We start from the raw sequence: 21,535 nt of genomic DNA on the forward strand, positions 1-21,535 counted from the left end.
CCCCCTCGGACGCCGGGGCTACCGGCCCAGGTACGCCGGCTTCTCCTTGGCGATGAAGGCGCGGACCGCGATCCGGTGGTCCTCGCTCGCGCCGGCCAGGGTCTGCAGCTCGTCCTCCTTGTCGAGCAGCTCGCTCAGCGAGTGCGACGCGCCGTACGCCAGCGACTCCTTGATCGCGCCGTACGCCACCGTCGGGCCCTCGGCCAGCTCCTTGGCGAACACCCGGGCGGTGGCGGCCAGTTCGGCGAGCGGCACGACCTTGGTGGCCAGGCCCAGCTCCATCGCCTCGGCCGCCTTCACGGTGCGCGGCAGCATCAGCAGCTCGGTCGCCTTGGCGTGGCCGACCAGCCGCGGCAGCGTCCAGGAGGCGCCGGAGTCGGCGGTCAGCGCGATCCCGGCGAACGCGGTGTTGAAGCCGGCGGTGTCCGCGACGATCCGGAAGTCGCAGGCGAAGGCCAGCGAGGCGCCCGCGCCGGCCGCCACCCCGCCGACCGCGGCCACGGTGGGCTTGCGCATCCCGGCCAGCGCCCGCACCAGCGGGTTGTAGTGCTCGGCGACGGTCCTCAGCGCCCCCTCGCCGGTCTCCTCGGCCCGCTTCAGCAGGCCCAGGTGCTCCTTGAGGTCCTGGCCGACGCAGAACGCCCGGTCGCCCGCGCCGGTCAGCAGCACCGCGCGCACGGCCGGGTCCTCGGCGGCGGCGGTCACGGTGTCACGCAGCGCCACCTTGGTCGCCACGTCCAGCGCGTTCATCGCCTCGGGGCGGTTGACGGTGATGACGGCCAGGCCGCCGTCCAGCTCGTACAGCACGGAATCGGACATTGGGCGGGAGCTCCCTTGCTCGTGATCGTCGGCTGCCAGGATGCCGGAGCGCACGGCCACCTGGGGAGTGTGAGGTATCGCACCTTCCGGTGGCGTACGGAGCCGCGCCGCGCCGGGGCTTATGCCGGAAATTGGCACGGATTGCGGCGGTCCGGACGAGGTTGCACCGAGAGTGATGTTGGTCATCAGGCCGTGGCATGCGGGATAATGGCTTCCGATCAATGCGTTCGATACCGGCGGTGGACGGACTGCCGGTGCGTAGCTGAGCGGTTGCAGGAAGGGGAACGAGCATGGCGGCCATGAAGCCGCGGACGGGTGACGGCCCGCTCGAAGTCACCAAAGAGGGGCGGGGCATCATCATGCGCGTTCCGCTCGAAGGCGGCGGACGCCTCGTGGTGGAGCTCACGCCTGACGAGGCCGACGCCCTCGGCGAGGCCCTGAAGAAGGCCTGCGGCTGACCGCAGCAGGTGCTCGCCATCTCCTGGAGATGTGCTGCCGGGCCCGGGTACGACGATCTCGTCGGCCCGGGCCCCGTACGTTCCGGCGCCGTACGGTCCGGCCCTGTGCGTCCCGTCCCGGGGCGCCCGGCTACCGCTTTTAGCGCCGCTACCGCTTCACGGCGCAGAGCAGCCCGTCCGAGACCGGCAGCAGCGCGGGCAGCAGGGTGTCGCTCTCCCGGACGTCCCGGACGAGGTCCCGGACCGACCGGGTCTGCGGGTCCTGGAGCTCCGGCTCGGCCAGCCGGCCCTCCTGGAACACGCCCTCGAAGCAGACCATCCCGCCCGGCCGCAGCAGCCGCAGCGACTCCGCCAGGTACTCGCCGGACTCCGCCGGGTCGCCGTCGCAGAAGACCAGGTCGTACTGGCCGTCGGCGAGCCGCGGCAGCACGTCCAGCGCCCGGCCCGGTATGAACCGCGACCGGTTGGCCGCGAACCCGGCGGCCTGGTAGGCCTCCTTCGCCAGTTGCTGGCGCACCGGCTCCGAATCGACGGTGGTGAGCACGCCGTCCGGTCGCATCCCGCGCAGCAGGTACACCCCGGAGACGCCCGTCCCGGTGCCGATCTCGGCCACCGCCTTGGCGTCCAGCGCGGCGGCCATCAGCCGCAGGCAGGCACCCCCGCTCGGGCCGATCGCCCGGATCCCGGTGCGCGCGGATTGCGCCCGGGCGTACGTCAGCACCGCGTCCTCGCCGACAAAGGTGTCGGAGAGCGCCGCGCGCGCGGGCCCGAACTCGCTGATGGCTGCCTCTTTCGGAGCCCCGGGTGGCGGCCCGGCGCCGAGCGGATGTCGATATTTCCTGCCACAGGTTACTGGCCGGGCGGGAACCGCGTACGGCGGCGGGCCGTTGGTGAAGCAGGGACCGGGGGAACAGGCCGTCCCGGAGACCCTCCGGGAGCCGTCCTCCGGGCCGGACGACGCCGGAGATGCCGGACGCGGTCCCGGAGACTTCTTATCCGGGCTTGACGGGCGAGGTGGATATGGTGGTGGCCCTGCTGGGCAGAAGAGCCAACCGAGGAGGTGTGGCCGAGGGCGACGTCCCTGTGCGGCGGCACTCCCGCGGCACCACGTCGGCCCGTACGCCGAAGCCCGTGATGAACCAGCCTGCGCACTCCACCCTGGACCAGCCGACCGCCGCGCACGACGCGCCGGCCGCCGGCGCCGCCGAGGCTCCCGCTCTCGCGACCTTCTCCGAGGGCCCCGACGCGCAGACCTGGACTCCGCCCAGCTGGGAGGAGATCGTCGAGGCCCACAGCGCGCGCGTCTACCGGCTGGCCTACCGCCTGACGGGCAACCAGCACGACGCCGAGGACCTCACCCAGGAGGTCTTCGTCCGGGTCTTCCGCTCGCTGTCCACCTACACCCCCGGCACGTTCGAGGGCTGGCTGCACCGGATCACCACCAACCTCTTCCTGGACATGGTCCGCCGCCGCCAGCGCATCCGCTTCGACGCGCTCGGCGAGGACGCGGCCGAGCGGCTCGCCTCCCGCGAGCCCAGCCCGGCCCAGCACTTCAGCGACACCCACTTCGACGCCGACGTCCAGCAGGCCCTGGACACCCTGGCGCCCGAGTTCCGTGCCGCCGTGGTGCTCTGCGACATCGAGGGCCTCTCCTACGAGGAGATCGCCGCGACGCTCGGCGTCAAGCTCGGCACCGTCCGCAGCCGCATCCACCGCGGCCGTTCGCACCTGCGCGCCGCCCTCAAGCACCGTGCCCCCGGCTCGGCCCCCGGCCGTGAGCGCCGCGGCGGCGGTGCCGAGGAGCAGCCGGTCCCGGTCGGCGCCGGAGTCGGTGAGGCCCCGGCCGTGCCGGGCGGGCGCGGACGGAGGCGATCGTGAGCGCAACCGGCCGGTCAGGGCCGGACTGTCCGGACACCCCCGGCCGTACGGCCGCCCGGCGCGCCGGCTGGCCGGCGCTGGGCCGCCGGGGCCAGGACGGACCGGGGCCGGCCGACGGTCCCGTGCCGCCGGGCGAGCCGGCGCTGCGCGCCGTCGCCGTCCGGCCGGTCGAGCCCGCCGAGGAGCACCACCTCGGGGAGCGGCTGTCCGCCTTCGTCGACGGCGAACTCGGCCACGACTCGCGCGAGCGCGTCCAGGCCCATCTGGCGACCTGCCCGCAGTGCCTCGCCGAGGCCGACGAGGGCCGCGCCGTCAAGCACCTGCTGACCCGGACCGGCACGCCCGGCCTGTCCTCCGGGCTGATGGCCCGGCTGATGGCCGTCGGGGCGCTCCCGGAGGACGAGCGGCAGCCGGGCGCCGACCGGCCGCGCCGGGACGACGACGACCTGCCCGGCGGCGGTGTGGCCGCCCCGGGCACGCTCGGCGGCAGCCGGTTGAACGGCGGTTCGTTCGGCCGCGGCGCCGGGGCCTCCTTCGGCGGCGGGGCGCTCGGGGCGGACACCCCGGTGCCCGGCGTCGACCCGCGGGCCTTCGGCCGCGGCGGCTCGGTGCTGCGCCCGCTGATCGGACGCCGCGCCACCCGCCCGGACGCCCTGGTCCAGCCGCTGGCGGCGGCCGCGGCCGCGATCGCCCCGGTGGTCCGGCCGGTCCCGCCGCGCGGCCGGCGCTTCGTCTTCGCGGCGGCCGGCGCCTTCTCGGTGGCCGCGGTGACGCTCGGCGGCGTCGGCGGCATCGCCGACCAGGGCGAGGAGCAGCGCGGCACCACGATCAGCCCGGCCGGCGGCGGCCGGGGCGGCATGGTCCCGATGAACGCCCAGGTGCCGGCGGCGGACCTGCCGCTCCGCCCGGTGGCGGACATCCGGGGCGCGTGGCCGTCGCACGAGCTCCCCGAGCGCACACCGAGCTCCGGTCTCGCCGGTCTGCACCGCGAGAACAGATAGACCTCGCCGGCCCCCTCAGGGGTCGCGCGGTCATCGGCGGGTCTTCACCACGGCTTCATCACACCGGGGGTCACGGACCCGCCGATGGCCATTACGCTGTGAGGAGCGTTTGTCCGATCCGGCCGAGAGCTTAGGGAGCTTTGGTGTTCAGCGACGTGGGCACACTGGAGATCCTGACCCTGGTCATCATGGCCATCGTGATCTTCGGTCCGGACAAGCTGCCGAAGCTGATCCAGGACACCATGGGCTTCATCCGGAAGGTCCGGTCCTTCGCGGACTCCGCGAAGGAGGACATCCGCAGTGAGCTGGGGCCGGAGTTCAAGGACTTCGAGTTCGAGGACCTCAACCCGAAGACCTTCGTCCGCAAGCAGCTGATGGGCGGCGACGAGGACCCGCTGGGCCTCAAGGACATGCGGGACACCCTGGACATCCGCTCGGTGCTGGACGACAAGCCGGCCGCGCCGGTGAACGGCCACGGCCGCAGCGGCAGCGTCTCCTTCGACAAGGCCGCCGGCCCGGCCCCCGCGTCCGCCGGAGCCCCGCTCGCGGTGGGCGAGCGCCCCCCGTTCGACCCCGACGCGACGTAGGCCCCGTCCGGCATCCGGGACACCCCCGCCCCGCCGAGCCGCACGGCTGAGCGGGGCGTCGGCGTGTGCGCCGCTATTGTGCTGATTGTGCCCGCTGTGCCGTCTGTCACTTTCCGGTCCCGTCCGGGCCGAAGTCGGTCGGCGGGGGCGCCGCGGTACGCCACGATGGGAGCGCACCACGGCAGGCAAACGTCGTTGAGGAGGCTCCGGGGATGGACGCGACGAGTCAGGCGGTGGGAACGGCCACGGCCGGCGGACCCATGGTCGGCGGACAGGCCGGCCCGGCGGACCCGCTGGTGCCGTACCTGGCCGCGGACTTCCCCTGGTACGGACTGGACGACGGCTGGAACGGCCGCCGCTTCCTGCTGCCCAGCGGCTTCGGCGGCCCGCGCTCCGGCGCGCACGGCACCGTCGACTACGGCAGCCTGGGTCACGGCGAGGAGCCGGCCCGCCAGTACGAGCCGCGCGACATGCGCAAGTTCGCCGTCACCGTCACGGTCGCCCGCCGGGAGAGCCGGCGCAGTGCCGACAACACCGGCACCCTGGAGGCGACCTCCGCCTCGTCCGCGGCCTGGCTGGCCGGCTCCGGCCTGCTGGCCGCGACCTGGCCCGGCCAGTTGGACCGGGCGCTGCGCCAGGACTGGCTGGACCAGCAGTCCGCGCTCGCCTGGGACCTCGCCGACGACCTGGCCGGCTCCGGCTGGTCCACCCTCAGCCTCCCGGTGAACGGCCTGCCGCAGCCGTTCCGCTACCGCGAGTCCGAGTACGGCTGGGTGCTGGCGGGCGAGGCCCCCGGCGTCATGCTCGGCGCCTACGGCCGCGGCATCAGCGCCTACGGCGCCGGCTTCGCCACCGTCCCCGACCTCACGGCCTACACCCGCCCGTAGAGGCCGTCCTCAACAGCCCGGACACGCGACAGGGGCCCGCCGGTACGAACCGGCGGGCCCCTGTCGTCGGTGCGTCAGAACTTGTTCTTCGGGGTGAGGCCGAGGGAGAGGCCCGAGAGGCCGCGCTGGCGGCCGCCGAGCTTGCCGGCGATGGCGCGCAGGGCGGTGCCGGCGGGGGAGTCGGGGGCGGCCAGGACGACCGGGCGGCCGTCGTCGCCGCCCTCGCGCAGCCGGACGTCGATCGGGATCGAGCCGAGCACCGGGACGGTGGCGCCGACGGTGCGGGTGAGCGCCTCCGCGACGGTCTGGCCGCCGCCGGTGCCGAAGACGTCGATCATCTCGTCGCAGTGCGGGCACGGCATGCCGGACATGTTCTCGATCACGCCGACGATCTTCTGGTGGGTCTGCACCGCGATGGTGCCGGCCCGCTCGGCGACCTCGGCGGCGGCCATCTGCGGGGTGGTGACGATCAGGATCTCCGCGTTGGGGACCAGCTGGGCCACCGAGATGGCGATGTCGCCGGTGCCGGGCGGCAGGTCCAGCAGCAGGACGTCGAGGTCGCCCCAGTAGACGTCGGCCAGGAACTGCTGCAGCGCGCGGTGCAGCATCGGGCCGCGCCAGACCACCGGGGTGTTGCCCGGGGTGAACATGCCGATCGAGATGACCTTCACGCCGTTCGCCTGCGGCGGCATGATCATGTCCTGGACCTGGGTGGGCCGGCCGTCGACGCCCAGCATGCGCGGCACGCTGTGGCCGTAGATGTCGGCGTCCACCACGGCGACCTTCAGGCCGTCGGCGGCCATCGCGGCCGCCAGGTTGACGGTCACCGAGGACTTGCCGACGCCGCCCTTGCCGGAGGCGACGGCGTAGACGCGGGTCAGCGTGCCGGGCTTGGCGAACGGGATCTCCCGCTCGGGGGCGCCGCCGCGCAGCAGCTGGGAGAGCTCCTTGCGCTGCTCGTCGCTCATCACGTCGAGCTCGACCTCGACGTCGGTCACGCCGGGGACGCGGCCGACGGCCTCGCGGACCCGGGTGGTGATGGTGTCGCGCATGGGACAGCCGGAGACGGTCAGGTAGACCGCGACCCGTACGGCGCCGCCCTCGCCGATCCCGACCGATTTCACCATGCCGATCTCGGTGATCGGGCGGTTGATCTCCGGGTCGTTGACGGTCGCCAGCGCCTGGCGCACGGACTCCTCCGTGACGCCGGCCGCAACCTCTGTCTCGTTGGCCATGCCTTGATGGTACGGCGCCGCGGGGGGTGCTTAACCGGCCGGTAGCGTGCCGCGGGTCACAGCGGCTCCGGGGCCTCCCGGCGGTCGTCGATCTCCTTGAGCAGCGACTGGAGTTCGGAGCGGAGGCTGCCCAGCTCGGAACCGATGTAGGCGCGGGTGGCGACCTCGCCGAGGCCCTGGCGCAGGGCCGCGACCTCGCGGGTGAGGTACTCGGTGTCGGCGATGTTGCGGTCGCTGGCGGCGCGGTCCTGCTCCATGTTGACGCGGTCCCGGTTGTCCTGGCGGTTCTGCGCGAGCAGGATCAGCGGCGCCGCGTAGGAGGCCTGGAGCGAGAGCACCAGGGTGAGGAAGATGAAGGGGTAGTCGTCGAAGCGGGCCACGTCCGGCAGCAGGGTGTTCCAGGCGACCCAGAGGATGATCACCACCGTCATCCAGACGAGGAAGCGGCCGGTACCGAGGAAGCGGGCGATCCGTTCGGAGAGCTTGCCGAAGGCCTCGGGGTCGTAGGACGGCAGGGTGAGCAGGCCGGGGCGGCCGGTGCGCGGCTGGTCGAGCCGGTTGCGCGAGGCCGGGCCGAGCGAGACGGTCTCGGTCCGGCGGTCCCGGGCGCCCTCGCGGGCGCGCAGCTGGCGCAGTTCGCGCAGCTCGCCCTTGAGCCGCTGGCGGGGGGACTCCTCCCGCCGGCCCTTGCGGTCAGCGTCCACCGGTCACCTCCCTCTCGTCCGGTTCGTCGGCCTGCTCCTCGCCTGGGCCGCCGTGCAGCGCGGCCTCCCGCCAGTCCTCCGGCAGCAGGTGGTCGAGCACGTCGTCGACGGTGACCGCGCCGACCAGGTGGTCCGCCTCGTCGACGACCGGCGCGGCGACCATGTTGTAGGTCGCCAGGTAGCTGGTGATCAGCGTCAGCGGGGTGTCCGGCGGCAGCGGGTCGAGGTCGTCGTCGACCAGCGAGCCGACCAGGGTGTACGGGGGTTCGCGCAGCAGCCGCTGGAAGTGCACGGTGCCCAGGTACTTGCCGGTCGGGGTCTCGTTCGGCGGGCGGCAGACGAAGACCTGGGCGGCCAGCGCGGGCTTGTGGTCGGAGACCCGCACCCGGGCGAGCGCCTCGGCCACCGTGGCGTCCGGCTCCAGCACGATCGGCTCGGTGGTCATCAGACCGCCGGCGGTGTTCTCCTCGTAGGTCAGCAGCCGGCGGACCGGTTCGGCCTCGTCCGGCTCCATCAGCTGGAGCAGCCGTTCGGCCTCCTCGCCGGGCAGCTCGGAGAGCAGGTCCGCGGCGTCGTCCGGGTCCATCGCCTCCAGGATGTCGGCGGCCCGTTCGTCCTTCAGCTTGCCGATGATCTCGACCTGGTCGTCCTCGGGCAGCTCCTCCAGGACGTCGGCGAGCCGCTCGTCGTCGAGTGCGGCGGCGACCTCGGCGCGGCGCTTGGCCGAGAGGTGGTGCATGACGCTGGCGAGGTCGGCGGCGCGCAGCTGGTCGAAGGTGGCGAGCAGGTTGGCGGCGCCCTGGTTCTCCTCCGGCAGGGTGAATCCGGTGACGTCCTGCCAGCCCAGGGTGAGCGTCTCGCCGCGGGCCTTGCGCAGCCGGCCGATCCGGCCGACCTGCACGAAGACCTTGCCGATCTCCCACTCGCGCAGCCGGGTCTGGGTCATCGCGACGTCCAGGACGGTGACCTCCTGGCCGGTCTTGGTCCAGGTGACGGTGCGGTCCAGCAACTCGGCGAGGACGAGGGTCTCGGCGGGGCGCTGCTCGAAGCGGCGCATGTTGAGCACACCGGTGGTGATCACCTGGCCGGACTCCAGGCTGGTCACCCGGATCATCGGGAGGAAGATCCGGCGCCGGCCGACCACCTCGATCACCAGGCCGAGCACCCGGGGCGGGCGACTGCCGATCCGCAGGGCGACGACGACGTCCCGCACCCGGCCGACCTGGTCGCCGTTCGGGTCGAAGACGGCGATGCCGGCCAGGTGTGAGATGAAGACCCGGTTGGCTGGCCCTGCCATGGACTCCCTCGCCTCGCTCGACGCCCGGTCGGGCGTCGCGGGCACGCCCCGCGGCCAAGGCTACTCGGGCGGCTCCGCCCGGGCTCGGTGGGGGCCGGGCGAATCGGGCGAACGGGGGCGGATGGGAGGGTGTGGCGCTGCGTCAGCCCTTGCGGCGCTTGAGCAGCAGCTTCGGCAGCCCCGCCGGGATCGGCCGGCGGGTGGTGGCCGGCGTGGCCATCGGCGCCGTGGCGTGCGAGCCTTCCGGCATCGCTCCGGGCCGCTCGGCGAGCTCGGCGCCCGCCGCCCCGGCCGGCTCCAGCCGCAGCACCCGGCACTCACGGGCCCAGCGGTCGGCGATGGCGTCGGTGTCCGGCGCGTTCAGCCGCTTGCCCTTCAGCTCCTCGACGGCGCCCAGCCAGGCCTCGCTCTTCGGGGCCAGCTCGACCACCCGGGCCTGCCAGCCGGTCAGTCGGCCGCCCTTGTCCTTGCTGCGGACGGTGACCGTCGCGCCCGCCCCGCCGGCCAGCCCGTGCAGCGGCTGCTCGGCGCCGTCGCCGACCACCACCACCGCGCCGTCGTGCCAGGCGTGCCAGAGCGCCCGCGCGTGCTCCTGGCCGTCCGCCAGGACCCAGAGCAGTCCGGACTTCTTCGCGGCCTCCTCCAGCAGGGCCCGGTCGAGGAAGTCGTCGGCGGTCGCGGCTGCGGCGGGCGTACGGTCCATGGCGCACAGCGTACGGCCTGCGTGGTACGGGCCGCGTCGGGCGGGCGGCGTCTCGCGCCTCGGGCGACAGTTCCATGACGGCCCCATGGGCCTTACGGTAAGAGCGCCCCGCACCGCCGACCAGATGTAGAGGAGTGCCGTGCCCGCCGCCCGGCCCGAGATCGACGCCGCCGAAACCGCCGCCGTCACCGCCGCCGTCACCGCCGCCGTCCCCGTTCCCGACCCCACCGCCGGGACGCCGGCCGCCCCCGGGCGCCCCCTCCCCAGGACCGACCTGGTGCTGCTCGCCGTCTCGGTCGGCGCCATCTCGCTCTCCGCCCCGCTGATCAGCGCCACCGCCGCGCCCGCCCTGGCCATCGCCTTCTGGCGCAACGTCATGTCGGTCGGTGTCCTCGGCCCCTACGCGCTGCTGCGCCACCGCGCCGAACTGCGGGCCGTCCCCCGGCGCGCGCTGCTGCTGGCCATCGCCGCGGGCGTCCTGCTCGCCGTCCACTTCGCGCTGTGGATGCCCAGCCTGCGGATGACCTCGGTGGCCTCCGCGACCGCCCTGGTCACCACCACCCCGCTGTGGACCATCGTGCTGATGCGGCTGCTCGGGGTACGGGCGCCCCGGATGGTGTGGATCGGCACGGTGGTGGCCTTCGCCGGCGTCCTGGTGCTCACCGGCGTCGACCTCTCGCTCTCGCCGCGCGCCCTGGCCGGTGACGCGCTCGCGCTCGGCGCGGGCCTCGCCGCCGCCGGGTACATGCTGCTCGGGGCGGAGGTCCGGCGGACCGTCAGCACCACCGCGTACACCCTGGTCTGCTACGCCACCGCGGCCGCCGTCCTGCTGGTGGTCTGCCTGGTCGCCGGGACGCCGCTGTCCGGCTGGTCCGGCGGGGTCTGGTGGCAGATCGTGCTGCTGATGGCCACCGCCCAGCTGCTCGGCCACTCGCTCAGCAACCGGGTGGTGCGCACCCTCGGGCCCTCGGTGACCTCCACCGCGATCCTGCTGGAGACCCCGGGCGCCGCGCTGATCGCCGCGCTCTGGCTGGGCCAGTGGCCGCCGGCCGCGGCCTACCCGGCGGTGGTGCTGGTCCTGCTCGGCCTCGTCCTGGTCGCCCGCGCCGACCGGCGGTAGCCGCGGGCCAGGCCGTGTAGTCGGGCCTTGTCGCCGGGCCTTGTCGCCGGGGCTCGCCGTCGGGCCCCGGCTACAGCCAGCCGTTGCGGCGGAAGCCCCGGTACATGCCGATGCAGATCAGCACCACGCTGCCGAGCACCATCGGGTAGCCGTACCGGTGGTGCAGCTCCGGCATGTAGTCGAAGTTCATCCCGTACACGCCGGTGATCATGGTGGGCACCGCGAAGATCGCCGCCCAGGCGGTGATCTTGCGCATGTCCTCGTTCTGCGCCACCGACACCTGCGCCAGATTGGCCTGGAGCAGCGAGTTCAGCAGCTCGTCGAAGCCGTGCACCTGCTCGGTGACCCGGGCCAGGTGGTCGGCGACGTCCCGGAAGTACTTCTGGATCTCCGGGTCGACCAGCCGCTGCAGCGGCTCCGACAGCTGCTGCATCGGCCGCAGCAGCGGCGCCACCGCCCGCTTGAACTCCAGCACCTCGCGCTTGAGCTGGTAGACCCGCCCGACGTCCGCGCCCCGGCCGCCCCGGTTGGAGAACACCTCGAACTCGATCTCGTCCACATCGGTCTGCAACTGGTCCGCGACCAGCATGTAGTTGTCCACCACGTGGTCGGCGATCGCGTGCAGCACCGCCGACGGGCCCTTGGCCAGCAGCCCCGTGCCGTCCGCGTCGGCCTCCAGCCGGTGCCGCAGCTCCTTGAGCGAGCTGTGCCCGCCGTGCCGCACGGTGATCACGAAGTCCCGCCCGGCGAACACCATCAGCTCGCCGGTCTCGACCACCTCGCTGGTCGGGGTGAGCTGGTCGTGGTCGACGTACCGGATCGTCTTGAAGACGGCGAACAGCACGTCGTCGTACCGCTCGACCTTCGGCCGCTGGTGCGCGTGCACCGCGTCCTCGACCGCCAGCGGGTGCAGCCCGAAGCGCTGGGCGATGCCCTCGAACTCCGCCTCGGTCGGCTCGTGCAGCCCGATCCAGCTGAACGAGCCGTCGCCGTCCGGCAGTTGCTTGGACGCCTTGACCAGCCGGGCCGCCTCGCGCGGGCTGCAGGTCTCGCCGTGGCGCCGGCCGTGCTGGTAGACCGCGCAGTCCACCACCGCCGACGGCGTCTCACCGGGGTGGATGGTGTCGAACAGGCCCGCCGCGGTTCGGCGGCGGTTGGTGCGGACGGCTGCGCGCAGGCTGTTGATCATCGACATGGCAGGCTCCCTTGGGCAGGAACCGCCGCATGACGGCGTGGTGACGGGTGGCCGCGGTGCGACGGCGGAGGAACACCGATGGAATCCGGCGCCTGCGGTCGCTCCTCGGCCTTGCTGGGGCACGCGGAACGGAACGACCTGACGTCGGTGGGGGTGCTCTCCCGGCCGGACCGGATGGCCGCGTGCCGACGGCACGGGGCGGGCGGGTCCAGCGCGCCGGTGACGAAACCGTTCGGCACTGCCGAGGTTTCCGGAGCCCGCTGTTTCAGCCCGTGTGTCGAGGGGTACGGGGAAGGCGTCCGGGCCGGGTAGAGCTGCCGGTACTGCATGGTCGGCTGGTATCCACCGCAACCACCTCCTTCGCGCCGCTGCCCCGGAGGAAGGGGAATTCCCCGGTAGCCAGTCGCTCACACTAACATCCGATCGGCCTCCGCCGCGCCCGCGTTCACGTAAAGGCCGTGCCAACGGCCTGCGGCGCGCGGGTTACGCTCACCGGCATGGCCCACGACTTCCCGCTCTTCGGCGACCCCTCCGGCGGCAGCGCGCACGGCCCCTCCCGGGCGGCGGTCCTGGCCGCCGTCGAGGCCAGGCTGCTCACCACCTTCGGCGAGACGAGCGGCCGCGCCGCCGTGACCTTCCTCGGCACCGACCGCATCGAGGTGCTGCGCTTCGGCCCCGACGCCGAGGGCCTGGTCCGCTACGCCACCCTCGGGATGTCCGCCGCGCCGATGGCCGACCCGAGCGCCGCCGTCGCCGACCAGGTCCGCGGCCCGCGCGCCGAACTCGTGCTGACGGTCCGCGGCGGGCGCGACGGCGTGCTCCGCCCGCTGGCCACCTTCGCGGCGACCCCGCAGGTGGAGGGACTGGTGGTGGCGCCCGGCGGCTCGCTGGACCTCGGCGCCCCGCTGTGGGAGGGCGCGCCGTTCACCTCCGTCCTGGCGGCCGAGCCCGGCGGGCTGGTCGAGGACCTGGAGCTGGACGCGCCGGCCGATCCGGTCCGCTTCCTGCCGCTGCTGCCGATGACCCCCAACGAGGCCGGCTGGAAGCGGGTGCACGGCGCCGAGGCCCTCCAGGAGCGCTGGCTCTGGTACGGGACCGACCTGCGCGACCCGGAGCGCCGGGGCGTCCGCCTGGACTGACCGGCCGGGCGCCCCGCCCGAACCGGCGTCAGCGCCCCGCGCGCGCCGGACCGGCGGGCGGGGGCAGCGTGCTCAGCCGCCGATCGGCTTCGCGCCGGTCGCCTGGCCCACCAGCGCCTCGTAGACCGCCGGATCGGTGGTGTGCTCGCCGAGCCGGACCGTCTTGCGGCCGCCGTGGTAGTCGCTGGAGCCGGTGGTCAGCAGCCCCAACTCGGCCGCGAGGCCCCGCAGGCGCTCCCGGGTGGGCTCGTCGTGGTCGATGTGGTCGACCTCCAGCGCGGCCAGCCCGGCCGCCGCGAGGTCGGCGATGACCTGGTCGGAGACGGTCCGTCCGCGCTTGTCCGCCCCCGGGTGGGCGAAGACCGGGACCCCGCCGGCCGCCCGGACCAGCCGGACCGCCGTCACCGGGTCGGTCTCGTGCTTGCGGACGTCCGCCCGCCCGCCGTTGGCCAGCCAGTCCGCCGTGAACGCGTCCGACACCGAGGCCACCACGCCCGCCTCGACCAGCGCGCTGGCGATGTGCGGACGGCCCACCGAACCGGCCCCGGCGATCCGCTGGACCTGCTCCCAGCTGATCTCCGCGCCCAGCTCACGGCAGCGCTCGACGATCGCCCGGCCGCGCCGGAACCGGTCGGTGCGCACCAGCTCGCGCTCCGCGGCGAAGGCGGGCTCGGCCGGGTCGAACAGGTAGGCCAGCAGGTGCATCGAGATGTCGTCGACCACACAGGAGAGTTCCGCGCCCGGGACGAGCGTCAGCCGGGTGCCGGCGGGCAGGGCGTGCACCGCGTCGGCCGCCTCGGCGTGGCCGGCCACCGTGTCGTGATCGGTCAGCGCCACCACGTCCAGCCCGGCCGCGACGGCCGCCGCCACCAGTTCGGCCGGGGTGTCCGTGCCGTCGGAGGCGTTGCTGTGGGCGTGGAGGTCGATGCGCACGGGCGGTGCTCCTCGAAGGTCGGCGCCGCGCGGGGCGGCGCTGGGGGCCGGCCCGGCGGGCCGGTGGCTGCCGCCCAGGATAGTGCGGCCGCCGCCCGCGGGTGAGGGGCCGGGCGGACCGGCGGGGGTCAGCCGAGCAGTTGGGGCGACAGGGCCCCGCAGGGCAGCAGGTCCAGCTCGGCGCCGGCCTCCCGCAGGTCCGTCAGCACCAGCTCGTCGTACATCACCAGGGCCGACTGCTCGGGCCAGGCGACCGCCCAGAGCCAGAGGCCGCGGGCCTCGCCGACGAACACCGCGCGGTCCGCCGGGGCGTCCGGCACGTGGAACATCGGCGTCGGCCGGCCGGCCGCCATCAGCTTGGCGTCGGCGGGCTTGTAGAGGGACACCGACTCGCCCGGGTCCGGCCCGGACAGCCCCGCGTACCGGGCACCGAGGCCCACGCCCAGCTCCTCGGCCACCAGCACGAGTTCGCCGAAGCCGCCCAGCGGGGCCGGCCCGGAGCAGGCGACGGCGGTGGCCCGGGCGCCCGAGACGTCGTCCCCGACGTGCGCGATGCCGGTGTAGAGCCAGCCCACGGGGAGCGGCCAGGGCAGCCAGACGGGGACCTGCGACCGGGCGACGGCGACGCCGAGCGCCTCCACACTCGGTGGCAGCACCGGCTGCATCGGGTGCACGGCGCCGTGCAGGTCGCACTGCCAGGTGTCGGAGAACAGACCGGGCGCGCGGACCCGACCGGCGCACCTCGGACAGCTGGGCTCGCCCCTCATAGCCGACAACGCTCCTCCCTCCGGACGGCCGCGTCAAGGACGATCACCCGTACGGAGGGCGGCGCGGCACCTGTCGGTGGCGGGTGCCGGCCTGGCGCGGGGTGGGCGCGGTGCGGGCGGCTCCCGTGGGGAAATGTCCAGCGGGGGGCGGCGGCAAACGTCGGGGGTGTGCGCCGGGGCGCGGCGGCGGGGTGCCGTTCGAGCGGCGTTCGGGTGGGAGCCGGGTCGAGGTCCGGATCGGAGGCCGCGGCGGTGGGCCCGGACGCACTGACGCCCCGTCGTCGCTGCGGCGATGACGGGGCGTCAGTCGGGTATCGGAACGTCCGGATCGGACGCGCCGGGCTCCTCGGCGGCGGGGGAGTGCGGGGACTCCGTGGCGCCGGGCCCGGTCAGACGGCCGGGCACGGACGGATGAGCAGGCGCTCGCCGGTGCGGGCGGCGGCCTGGACGAGCTCGCGGACGGTCTCGGCGTCGGCGATCAGGCGGTCGGTGGCGGTGCCGTGGGCGTCGTCCAGTCGGAGAATTTCGAAGCGCATGGGCGTCTCCTTTCCTGGCCCCGCGGGGCGGGGCGGTCGTGGCTGAGCGGGTATCAGCCCGTTCGGGGTCTGTCGGGTCGAGGCGCCTCGGACCGATTCGTCTCGGGTCGAGTCGCCGACCAGCTGCTCTCGCGGCAAAGAGGGCTCCCCCCTGATTGCCAAGGGCGTCGGTGTCCCTGCTGTACCAGCCTGTGGCGGCGCTGCTACCGGGCCGTTGCCCGTCGGTGAAGTCCTGGTTTCGGAAGGGTCGCGCCGGCGACGCGCCGACGGCACTGTCGACGATGTTTCCAGGACCTAATCAAATATTACCGCAACTAACGAATTTTGTCGCCCCCTTGTACCAGGAGCCCGCGCGGGCCCGCGCGGCGGGGTCCCGATTCGGGGGTGCGGGAGGGTCGGCGGCCCGTCAGGCCCAGTGGGCCAGCAGGGCCTCGGCGGTGGCGGCCGGCTGCTCGGCGTTGGGGGAGTGACCGGCGTCCTCGACGACCACCCGGCGGGCGCCCAGCCGCTCTGCCATCGCGGTCTGCTCCGGAACCGGCCAGGCGTAGTCCCGGACGCCGGAGAGCACCAGGGCGGGCAGTCCGGCGGCGACCGTCGCGGCCAGCTCGGCCACCCGGTCCGGCGCGGCGACCAGATGGCCGCCGGCGGTGATCAGCGCCTGCGGCACGTTCGCCAGCCAGCGGCGGTGCAGGAACGCGGCCACCTCGGGGGAGGGGCGGCGCGCGCGGTCCCCGCTGCCCTCCTCCATCTGTTGGATCACCTGCCAGATCTCCTCCAGGCTCATCGTGGGCAGCACGTCGATCAGCAGCCTGGTCCGCTTCGCCTCGGCCGGGTCGATCGCCCCGGGGCCGGTGGCCATCAGGGTCAGCGACACCCACGGCAGCCGCGCGGCGCCCGGGCCGGCTGCCGCCGTCTCCGCAGCCTCCGCCAGGACGGCCTCGCGGACCACCTGGCCGCCGAAGGAGTGGCCCAGCAGGTGCAGCGGCCCGGTCCCGTCCTCGGCCGCGAGGGTCGCGGTGAGCGCCCGCACGTCCGCGCCCAGCGCCGCCACCGTGTAGGCGGCCGGGTCGTCGTGCGGCCCGCCCGTCTCGTACTGGCCGCGCTGGTCCACCGCGGTCACCCGGTAGCCGGCCGCGGCGAGCGGCTCCAGCAGCGCGATGAAGTCCTCCTTGCTGCCGGTGAAGCCGGGCACCAGCAGGGCCGAGCCGCGCGCCGCGCCGACGGGCTCGGCCCGCAGCGCCGCGAACTCCCCGCGGGCCGTCACCAGCCGCAGCGCCCGCGCACCGGGCGGGAGGGTGAGGAACGGCGGCGTGCTCATGGACGGACCTCCGGCGACCGGTGCGAACTGGCGAGGAACCCCGAGCTTAGGGCGTGTCTTGCGGATCACGGCGCGCGGACGCCGCAGGGGCGGTCCGGAGGTCCGGACCGCCCCTGCGGGGGAAACGCGGGTCAGCTCTCCGGGGTCGCCTCGGCGGCGGCCGGGCGGCGGGTCCGGGTGCGGCGGCGCGGGGCCGCGGCCTCGGCGGCGCCCTCGGCCGGCGCCGCGGCGGTCGCCTCGGCCACGGCCGGAGCCTCCGTCTTCGCCTTCGCCCGGGTACGGGTGCGCTTCGGCTTCTCCACGGCGGCCGGGGCCTCGGCCGCCGGCTCGACGACGGCGGCCTCCGCGACGGCGGTGGCGACCTCGGTGGCCGTGCCCTCGCCGGACGCCGCACCGCGCGAGCGGCGGCGACGGCGGCGCGGGGCCGCGGCGTCCTCGGCGCCCTCGACGGCCGGGGCCTGCGACGCGACGGGCGCCTCGGTGGCGGCCGGCGCCTCGTCGGCGGCACCCGGGGCGCCGTCGAGCGAGCCGCCCCGGCGGGTCCGCCGGCGCTCACGGGGCTTGCGGGCCGACTTCTCCTCGGCCGCGGCCGGCTCGGCGACGGCGGCGGGGCCGGAGGTCCGGCCGCCCTTGCCGCGACCGCCGGTGCGCGAACCGCGCCCGCCGGTCTCGCCGAGGTCCTCGACCTCCTCCGCGCCGAGCCCGGCCCTGGTCCGCTCCGAGCGGGGCAGGATGCCCTTGGTGCCCGGCGCGATCTTCAGCAGCTCGTACAGGTGCGGCGAGGTGGAGTAGGTCTCCTCCGGCTCGTTGAACGGCAGGTCCAGCGCCTTGTTGATCAGCTGCCAGCGCGGAATGTCGTCCCAGTCGACCAGGGTGACCGCGGTGCCCGAGGCGCCGGCCCGGCCGGTGCGGCCGATCCGGTGGAGGTAGGTCTTCTCGTCCTCCGGGCACTGGTAGTTGATCACGTGCGTGACGCCCTCGACGTCGATGCCGCGGGCCGCGACGTCGGTGCAGACCAGCACGTCGACCTTGCCGTTGCGGAACGCCCGCAGCGCCTGCTCGCGGGCGCCCTGCCCGAGGTCGCCGTGCACGGCGCCGGCCGCGAAGCCGCGCTGGGTGAGCTGGTCGGCGACGTCGGCGGCGGTCCGCTTGGTCCGGCAGAAGATCATCGCCAGCCCGCGGCCGTCGGCCTGCAGGATGCGCGAGACCATCTCCACCTTGTCCAGCGAGTGCGCACGGAAGATGTGCTGCTCGATGTTGGCCACGGTGGTGCCGGTGTCGTCCGGCGCGGCGGCGCGGATGTGGGTCGGCTGACTCATGTAGCGGCGGGCGAGGTTGATGACCTGGCCCGGCATGGTCGCCGAGAACAGCAGGGTCTGCCGCTTGGCCGGCAGCATGGTGATGATCTTCTCGACGTCCGGCAGGAAGCCGAGGTCGAGCATCTCGTCGGCCTCGTCCAGGACCAGCGAGCGGACCGTGGAGAGGTTCAGCTTCTTCTGGCCGGCCAGGTCGAGCAGTCGGCCGGGGGTGCCGACGACGATGTCGACGCCCTTCTTCAGCGCCTCGACCTGCGGCTCGTAGGCACGGCCGCCGTAGACGGCGAGCACGCGGACGTCGCGGACCTTGCCGGCGGTCTGCAGGTCGTTGGTGACCTGGGTGCACAGCTCGCGGGTCGGGACGACGATCAGCGCCTGCGGGGACTCCGAGAGCTGCTCCTCCGTCGCGCGCCCGGCGTCGACGTCGGCGCGCACGACGACCCGCTCGATCAGCGGGAGGCCGAAACCGAGGGTCTTGCCGGTGCCGGTCTTGGCCTGGCCGATGACGTCGTGCCCGGTCAGCGCGACCGGCAGGGTCATCTCCTGGATGGGGAAGGGGTGGACGATGCCGACGGACTCAAGGGCCTCGGCGGTCTCCGGGAGGATCCCCAGGTCCCGGAACGTGGTCTTCGTGGGTTCAGCGGTGGTGGACAGGGTGCTGCCTCTTCCGTGTGGAGGGGCCGAGAGCGAGCGGCGGGCGGGCAGCCGCGCGGCTGCGTACGGGCCTGGACGGCCTCGAATGCAGCTGCGCGGACGCACAACCGCGCCGGTCCCTGCGGCCGGCCGGTGCGCGGCCCGGTGAAGGGGGCGCGTCGCCGGCGGCGTCGGGGAGGATTCCCGTGAGGGACCTGCGCGGGACCTGCGCCGGCTGGCGCGGTCTCGGCGGCCCTCGCTCGGCCACTGATGCGGTGCCAAGGCTTGAAGTCCAAGCCATGGTCGGAGCCGATCGGCTCTCCGACCGGGCATCCGCGTACGTTGAGTACCCGGCTCCCGCGCGACTCGTCCGGGGGGACGGTGGCGCTTCGGAGCGGGCTTGCCAGGCGCACCGAGACGTCGGTGGCACCGTGCGAGCACGACGGGCCTCCGTACCACCATACAGTCACCCGACGACTCGAACACGTGACGCGGGCGACATCGCAGGTCGCAGCGGTGGGAGAGGTGCCCCGGGACGGACCGGGGCTAAGGTGCGGGTCATGGAGAACCGTGGTGAGACGCAGGACGACGTGGCGGCCGGCTCGATCGGCGACTGGGCGGCCTGCTCGGCCGACCCCGGATACCGGGCCGCCGTACTGGACCTGCTCGGCGCCCTCGCGTACGGCGAGCTGAGCGCCTTCGAGCGGCTCGCCGAGGACGCCAAGCTCGCGCCCGGCCTCGCGGACAAGGCGGCGCTGGCCCGGATGGCCACCGCCGAGTTCCAGCACTACCAGCGGCTGCACGACCGGCTCACCGAGATCGGGGCCGACCCGGAGGAGTCGATGCGGCCGTTCGTCGAGCCGCTGGAGCTGTTCCACCGGATGACCGCGCCCTCGGACTGGCTGGAGGGGCTGGTCAAGGCCTACGTCGGCGACGCCATCGCCACCGACTTCTACCGCGAGGTGGCCGTCCGGCTGGACGACGACACCCGCGACCTCGTGCTCGGCGTGATGTCCGACACGGGCCACGCGCAGTTCGCGGTCGACAAGGTCCGCCGGGCCATCGAGACCGACCCGCGGGCCGGCGGCCGGCTCGCCCTGTGGGGCCGGCGGCTGATGGGCGAGGCGCTCAGCCAGGCCCAGCGGGTGGTGGCCGAGCGGGACGCGCTCTCCAACCTGCTGGTCGGCGGCGTCCAGGTGCAGGGCTTCGACCTGGTCGAGGTCGGCAAGATGTTCAACCGGATCACCGAGGCGCACACCCGGCGGATGGCCGCCCTGGGCCTGGCGTCCTGATCCCGCCGGCACTGCCGCGTCCCGCACGGCCCCGTCCTGCTCGGCGCGGGCCGAGCGGGACGGACCCTCAGGCGGGCCGGTGGCGCCGGTGCGCCCCCGCGCGGTGGGCGCCCGCCCGGTGTTGGCGGTGGCGGTGCGCCGGCGCCCGCCCGGCGGCCAGGTCCGGCCGGGCCAGCACCGAGGTGAGTAAGGCCGAGGCGACCGCCGAGATCGCGATGCTCGCCGCCGGGTACCGGCCGTCCAGGGCGAAGTGCGCGACCACCCCGGCGAGCAGCGCCGAGCCCAGGGCCGTGCCCAGCGGCAGGGCCCGGCCGGCCGGGAAGTAGGCGGGCAACGACGCCAGTGCGGCGGCGCCGACGATCAGGCCGACGAGGGCGAAGGCGACGGTCTCGACCAGCAAGGATGCCTCCCCGGGGTACGGGTGTGCGGCACGTGGCCGGCCGCACTGACGCCGTACCCCGGCCGTCCCGTCCGTACACCCCCGGCACCCCCGGCACCCCCGGCACGTCGCTCACGCCGCCGGGGACCGACGGCGTCCGGGAACGACGGTGCCCCGCCCCCTCGGGTGAGGGAGCGGGGCACCGGGCGAGGCCCACGGTTCAGAGCGTGCCGAAACCGACCTTGCGCGCGGCCGGCTCGCCGATCTCCACGTACGCCAGGCGCTCGGCCGGGACGATGACGCGACGCCCGTGCTCGTCGGCCAGGGTGAAGAGCTTCGCGGTGCCCTCCAGTGCCTTGGCGACCGCGTCCTGGACCTCCTCGGCAGTCTGCGAGCTCTCGATCACGATCTCGCGCGGCGCGTTCTGCACGCCGATCTTGACCTCCACGGGCTTCCGTCCCTCCGGGGTTGCAGCCATCCACGCGCGGCACCGGACCGCCTGGGACAAGCGTTCTCGGCTGCCGCGCCGTACGGCTTCACCATAGAGCACCGGACGAGCACCGGATCAGTGCCGAGGCGAAGGTCCGTGGATCACTCGGCGGCGGGTGCCTCCGGCGACTCCGTGTTCGGGTGCATCGGGAAGCCCTTCAGCCCGCGCCAGGCCAGGCTGGCGACCAGCCGGACCGCCTCGTCGCGCGGGATCTCCAGACCCTGCGACAGCCAGTACCGGGCGGTGATCTGGGCCAGGCCGCAGACGCCCGCGGCGAGCAGCTTGGACTCCGACTCCGGCAGGTCGGTGTCCTCCTGGATCACCCTGCTGACCAGCGTCGCGCTGGCCTCCGCGGCCCGCTCGACGCGCTCGCGCACGGCCGGCTCGTTGGTCAGGTCCGACTCGAAGACCAGCCGGAACGCGCCGGACTCGCTGGAGACGTAGTTGAAGTACGCCTCCATGGTCGCCGCCACCCGCAGCTTGTTGTCGGTGGTGGTCTCCAGCGCCTCGCGGGTCGAGTCGACCAGGGCGTCGCAGTGCTTGTCCAGCAGCGCCAGGTAGAGCTCCAGCTTCCCGGGGAAGTGCTGGTACAGGACCGGCTTGCTCACCCCGGCGCGGTCGGCGATGTCGTCCATGGCGGCCGCGTGGTAACCCTGCGCGACGAACACCTCCTGGGCGGCACCGAGCAGTTGTTCACGGCGGGCGCTTCGCGGCAGGCGGGCACCGCGCGGGCGCTCCTGCGCCTCCTGGATGGCCGTCACGGCGCTCCTCACTTCACGGGTCGTACGGGGTCGGCAGGACGACCGATTCTACTTTCGGGTAACCGTGTTCGCGCTTGCCAAGTGCGA

At 74.4% G+C, this 21,535-nt stretch carries 23 protein-coding genes; 8 read left to right on the forward strand and 15 right to left on the reverse strand.

Features of this window, described 5'->3' with window-relative positions:
- Positions 1 to 18: 18 nt before the first annotated feature.
- Positions 19 to 819: an enoyl-CoA hydratase-related protein gene (locus ACFP3U_RS05415; protein WP_380224030.1), complete on the reverse strand. Its 801-nt coding sequence runs from the start codon at positions 817 to 819 to the stop codon at positions 19 to 21.
- Between the two features lie 290 nt (positions 820 to 1,109).
- On the opposite strand from ACFP3U_RS05415, the gene ACFP3U_RS05420 reads away from it, so the two are divergent.
- A complete protein-coding gene (locus ACFP3U_RS05420) occupies positions 1,110 to 1,277 on the forward strand; it encodes a DUF3117 domain-containing protein (protein ID WP_014137929.1) in 168 nt (55 codons plus the stop codon).
- Between the two features lie 148 nt (positions 1,278 to 1,425).
- Here the strand turns inward: ACFP3U_RS05420 and ACFP3U_RS05425 are convergent, their stop codons facing one another.
- Positions 1,426 to 2,058, reverse strand: a complete 633-nt coding sequence (locus ACFP3U_RS05425) for an O-methyltransferase (protein ID WP_380224155.1) — start codon at positions 2,056 to 2,058, stop codon at positions 1,426 to 1,428.
- 353 nt (positions 2,059 to 2,411) lie between these two features.
- Between ACFP3U_RS05425 and sigE the strand changes: the two genes are divergently transcribed.
- The 4 genes from sigE to ACFP3U_RS05445 all read left to right on the forward strand — a co-directional run bounded on the left by sigE (position 2,412) and on the right by ACFP3U_RS05445 (position 5,630).
- Entirely contained in the window at positions 2,412 to 3,155 is a 744-nt protein-coding gene (gene sigE, locus ACFP3U_RS05430) for an RNA polymerase sigma factor SigE (RefSeq protein WP_380224156.1), read from the forward strand.
- Complete coding sequence (locus ACFP3U_RS05435; protein WP_380224031.1) at positions 3,152 to 4,156, forward strand: zf-HC2 domain-containing protein; 1,005 nt, start codon at positions 3,152 to 3,154, stop codon at positions 4,154 to 4,156. The genes sigE and ACFP3U_RS05435 overlap by 4 nt, the downstream gene beginning before the upstream one ends.
- Before the next feature lie 143 nt (positions 4,157 to 4,299).
- On the forward strand, positions 4,300 to 4,743 hold the full coding sequence (locus ACFP3U_RS05440; protein ID WP_380224032.1) for a sec-independent translocase: 444 nt from the start codon (positions 4,300 to 4,302) through the stop codon (positions 4,741 to 4,743).
- 212 nt (positions 4,744 to 4,955) lie between these two features.
- Entirely contained in the window at positions 4,956 to 5,630 is a 675-nt protein-coding gene (locus ACFP3U_RS05445) for a hypothetical protein (protein ID WP_380224033.1), read from the forward strand.
- Between the two features lie 74 nt (positions 5,631 to 5,704).
- Here the strand turns inward: ACFP3U_RS05445 and ACFP3U_RS05450 are convergent, their stop codons facing one another.
- The 4 genes from ACFP3U_RS05450 to ACFP3U_RS05465 all read right to left on the reverse strand — a co-directional run bounded on the left by ACFP3U_RS05450 (position 5,705) and on the right by ACFP3U_RS05465 (position 9,569).
- Entirely contained in the window at positions 5,705 to 6,865 is a 1,161-nt protein-coding gene (locus tag ACFP3U_RS05450) for an Mrp/NBP35 family ATP-binding protein (protein ID WP_380224034.1), read from the reverse strand.
- A 56-nt stretch (positions 6,866 to 6,921) separates the two neighbouring features.
- Entirely contained in the window at positions 6,922 to 7,509 is a 588-nt protein-coding gene (locus ACFP3U_RS05455; protein ID WP_380224157.1) for a DUF1003 domain-containing protein, read from the reverse strand.
- A gap of 49 nt (positions 7,510 to 7,558) precedes the next feature.
- Positions 7,559 to 8,866 carry a magnesium transporter MgtE N-terminal domain-containing protein gene (locus ACFP3U_RS05460; RefSeq protein ID WP_380224035.1) on the reverse strand — a complete coding sequence of 436 codons (1,308 nt, stop codon included), beginning with the start codon at positions 8,864 to 8,866 and terminating at the stop codon, positions 7,559 to 7,561.
- A gap of 142 nt (positions 8,867 to 9,008) precedes the next feature.
- Complete coding sequence (locus ACFP3U_RS05465) at positions 9,009 to 9,569, reverse strand: hypothetical protein (protein ID WP_380224036.1); 561 nt, start codon at positions 9,567 to 9,569, stop codon at positions 9,009 to 9,011.
- A gap of 139 nt (positions 9,570 to 9,708) precedes the next feature.
- Here ACFP3U_RS05465 and ACFP3U_RS05470 point away from each other — a divergent pair, with 139 nt between their 5' ends.
- Entirely contained in the window at positions 9,709 to 10,689 is a 981-nt protein-coding gene (locus tag ACFP3U_RS05470; protein WP_380224037.1) for a DMT family transporter, read from the forward strand.
- Between the two features lie 70 nt (positions 10,690 to 10,759).
- On the opposite strand, the gene corA is transcribed toward ACFP3U_RS05470, so the two are convergent.
- Positions 10,760 to 11,884, reverse strand: a complete 1,125-nt coding sequence (gene corA / locus ACFP3U_RS05475; protein WP_380224039.1) for a magnesium/cobalt transporter CorA — start codon at positions 11,882 to 11,884, stop codon at positions 10,760 to 10,762.
- Positions 11,885 to 12,381: 497 nt separating this feature from the next.
- Between corA and ACFP3U_RS05480 the strand changes: the two genes are divergently transcribed.
- Positions 12,382 to 13,023, forward strand: coding sequence for a suppressor of fused domain protein (locus tag ACFP3U_RS05480; protein ID WP_380224040.1), 642 nt, complete (start codon positions 12,382 to 12,384; stop codon positions 13,021 to 13,023).
- Positions 13,024 to 13,095: 72 nt separating this feature from the next.
- Here the strand turns inward: ACFP3U_RS05480 and ACFP3U_RS05485 are convergent, their stop codons facing one another.
- The 5 genes from ACFP3U_RS05485 to ACFP3U_RS05505 all read right to left on the reverse strand — a co-directional run bounded on the left by ACFP3U_RS05485 (position 13,096) and on the right by ACFP3U_RS05505 (position 18,433).
- Positions 13,096 to 13,956, reverse strand: coding sequence for a PHP domain-containing protein (locus ACFP3U_RS05485; protein ID WP_380224041.1), 861 nt, complete (start codon positions 13,954 to 13,956; stop codon positions 13,096 to 13,098).
- Between the two features lie 128 nt (positions 13,957 to 14,084).
- The gene (locus tag ACFP3U_RS05490) at positions 14,085 to 14,723 is read right to left on the reverse strand and encodes a DUF6758 family protein (protein WP_380224042.1); all 639 of its coding nucleotides are present in this window, start codon (positions 14,721 to 14,723) and stop codon (positions 14,085 to 14,087) included.
- Between the two features lie 389 nt (positions 14,724 to 15,112).
- The gene (locus ACFP3U_RS05495) at positions 15,113 to 15,259 is read right to left on the reverse strand and encodes a hypothetical protein (protein ID WP_093860651.1); all 147 of its coding nucleotides are present in this window, start codon (positions 15,257 to 15,259) and stop codon (positions 15,113 to 15,115) included.
- Between the two features lie 406 nt (positions 15,260 to 15,665).
- Positions 15,666 to 16,577, reverse strand: a complete 912-nt coding sequence (locus ACFP3U_RS05500) for an alpha/beta fold hydrolase (protein ID WP_380224044.1) — start codon at positions 16,575 to 16,577, stop codon at positions 15,666 to 15,668.
- A 131-nt stretch (positions 16,578 to 16,708) separates the two neighbouring features.
- On the reverse strand, positions 16,709 to 18,433 hold the full coding sequence (locus tag ACFP3U_RS05505; protein WP_380224045.1) for a DEAD/DEAH box helicase: 1,725 nt from the start codon (positions 18,431 to 18,433) through the stop codon (positions 16,709 to 16,711).
- A gap of 653 nt (positions 18,434 to 19,086) precedes the next feature.
- Here ACFP3U_RS05505 and ACFP3U_RS05510 point away from each other — a divergent pair.
- The gene (locus tag ACFP3U_RS05510; protein WP_380224046.1) at positions 19,087 to 19,818 is read left to right on the forward strand and encodes a ferritin-like fold-containing protein; all 732 of its coding nucleotides are present in this window, start codon (positions 19,087 to 19,089) and stop codon (positions 19,816 to 19,818) included.
- Positions 19,819 to 19,885: 67 nt separating this feature from the next.
- Here ACFP3U_RS05510 and ACFP3U_RS05515 read toward each other — a convergent pair whose 3' ends face one another.
- From ACFP3U_RS05515 to ACFP3U_RS05525, 3 genes are all read right to left on the reverse strand, one after another.
- Positions 19,886 to 20,218, reverse strand: coding sequence for a hypothetical protein (locus ACFP3U_RS05515; protein WP_380224047.1), 333 nt, complete (start codon positions 20,216 to 20,218; stop codon positions 19,886 to 19,888).
- Between the two features lie 199 nt (positions 20,219 to 20,417).
- A complete protein-coding gene (locus ACFP3U_RS05520; protein WP_380224048.1) occupies positions 20,418 to 20,645 on the reverse strand; it encodes a DUF3107 domain-containing protein in 228 nt (75 codons plus the stop codon).
- A 143-nt stretch (positions 20,646 to 20,788) separates the two neighbouring features.
- The gene (locus tag ACFP3U_RS05525; RefSeq protein ID WP_380224049.1) at positions 20,789 to 21,448 is read right to left on the reverse strand and encodes a TetR/AcrR family transcriptional regulator; all 660 of its coding nucleotides are present in this window, start codon (positions 21,446 to 21,448) and stop codon (positions 20,789 to 20,791) included.
- Between the last annotated feature and the right edge of the window lie 87 nt (positions 21,449 to 21,535).

It is taken from the genome of Kitasatospora misakiensis (genome assembly GCF_042656005.1).
In the GTDB taxonomy this organism is placed as follows: Bacteria; Actinomycetota; Actinomycetes; order Streptomycetales; family Streptomycetaceae; genus Kitasatospora; species Kitasatospora misakiensis.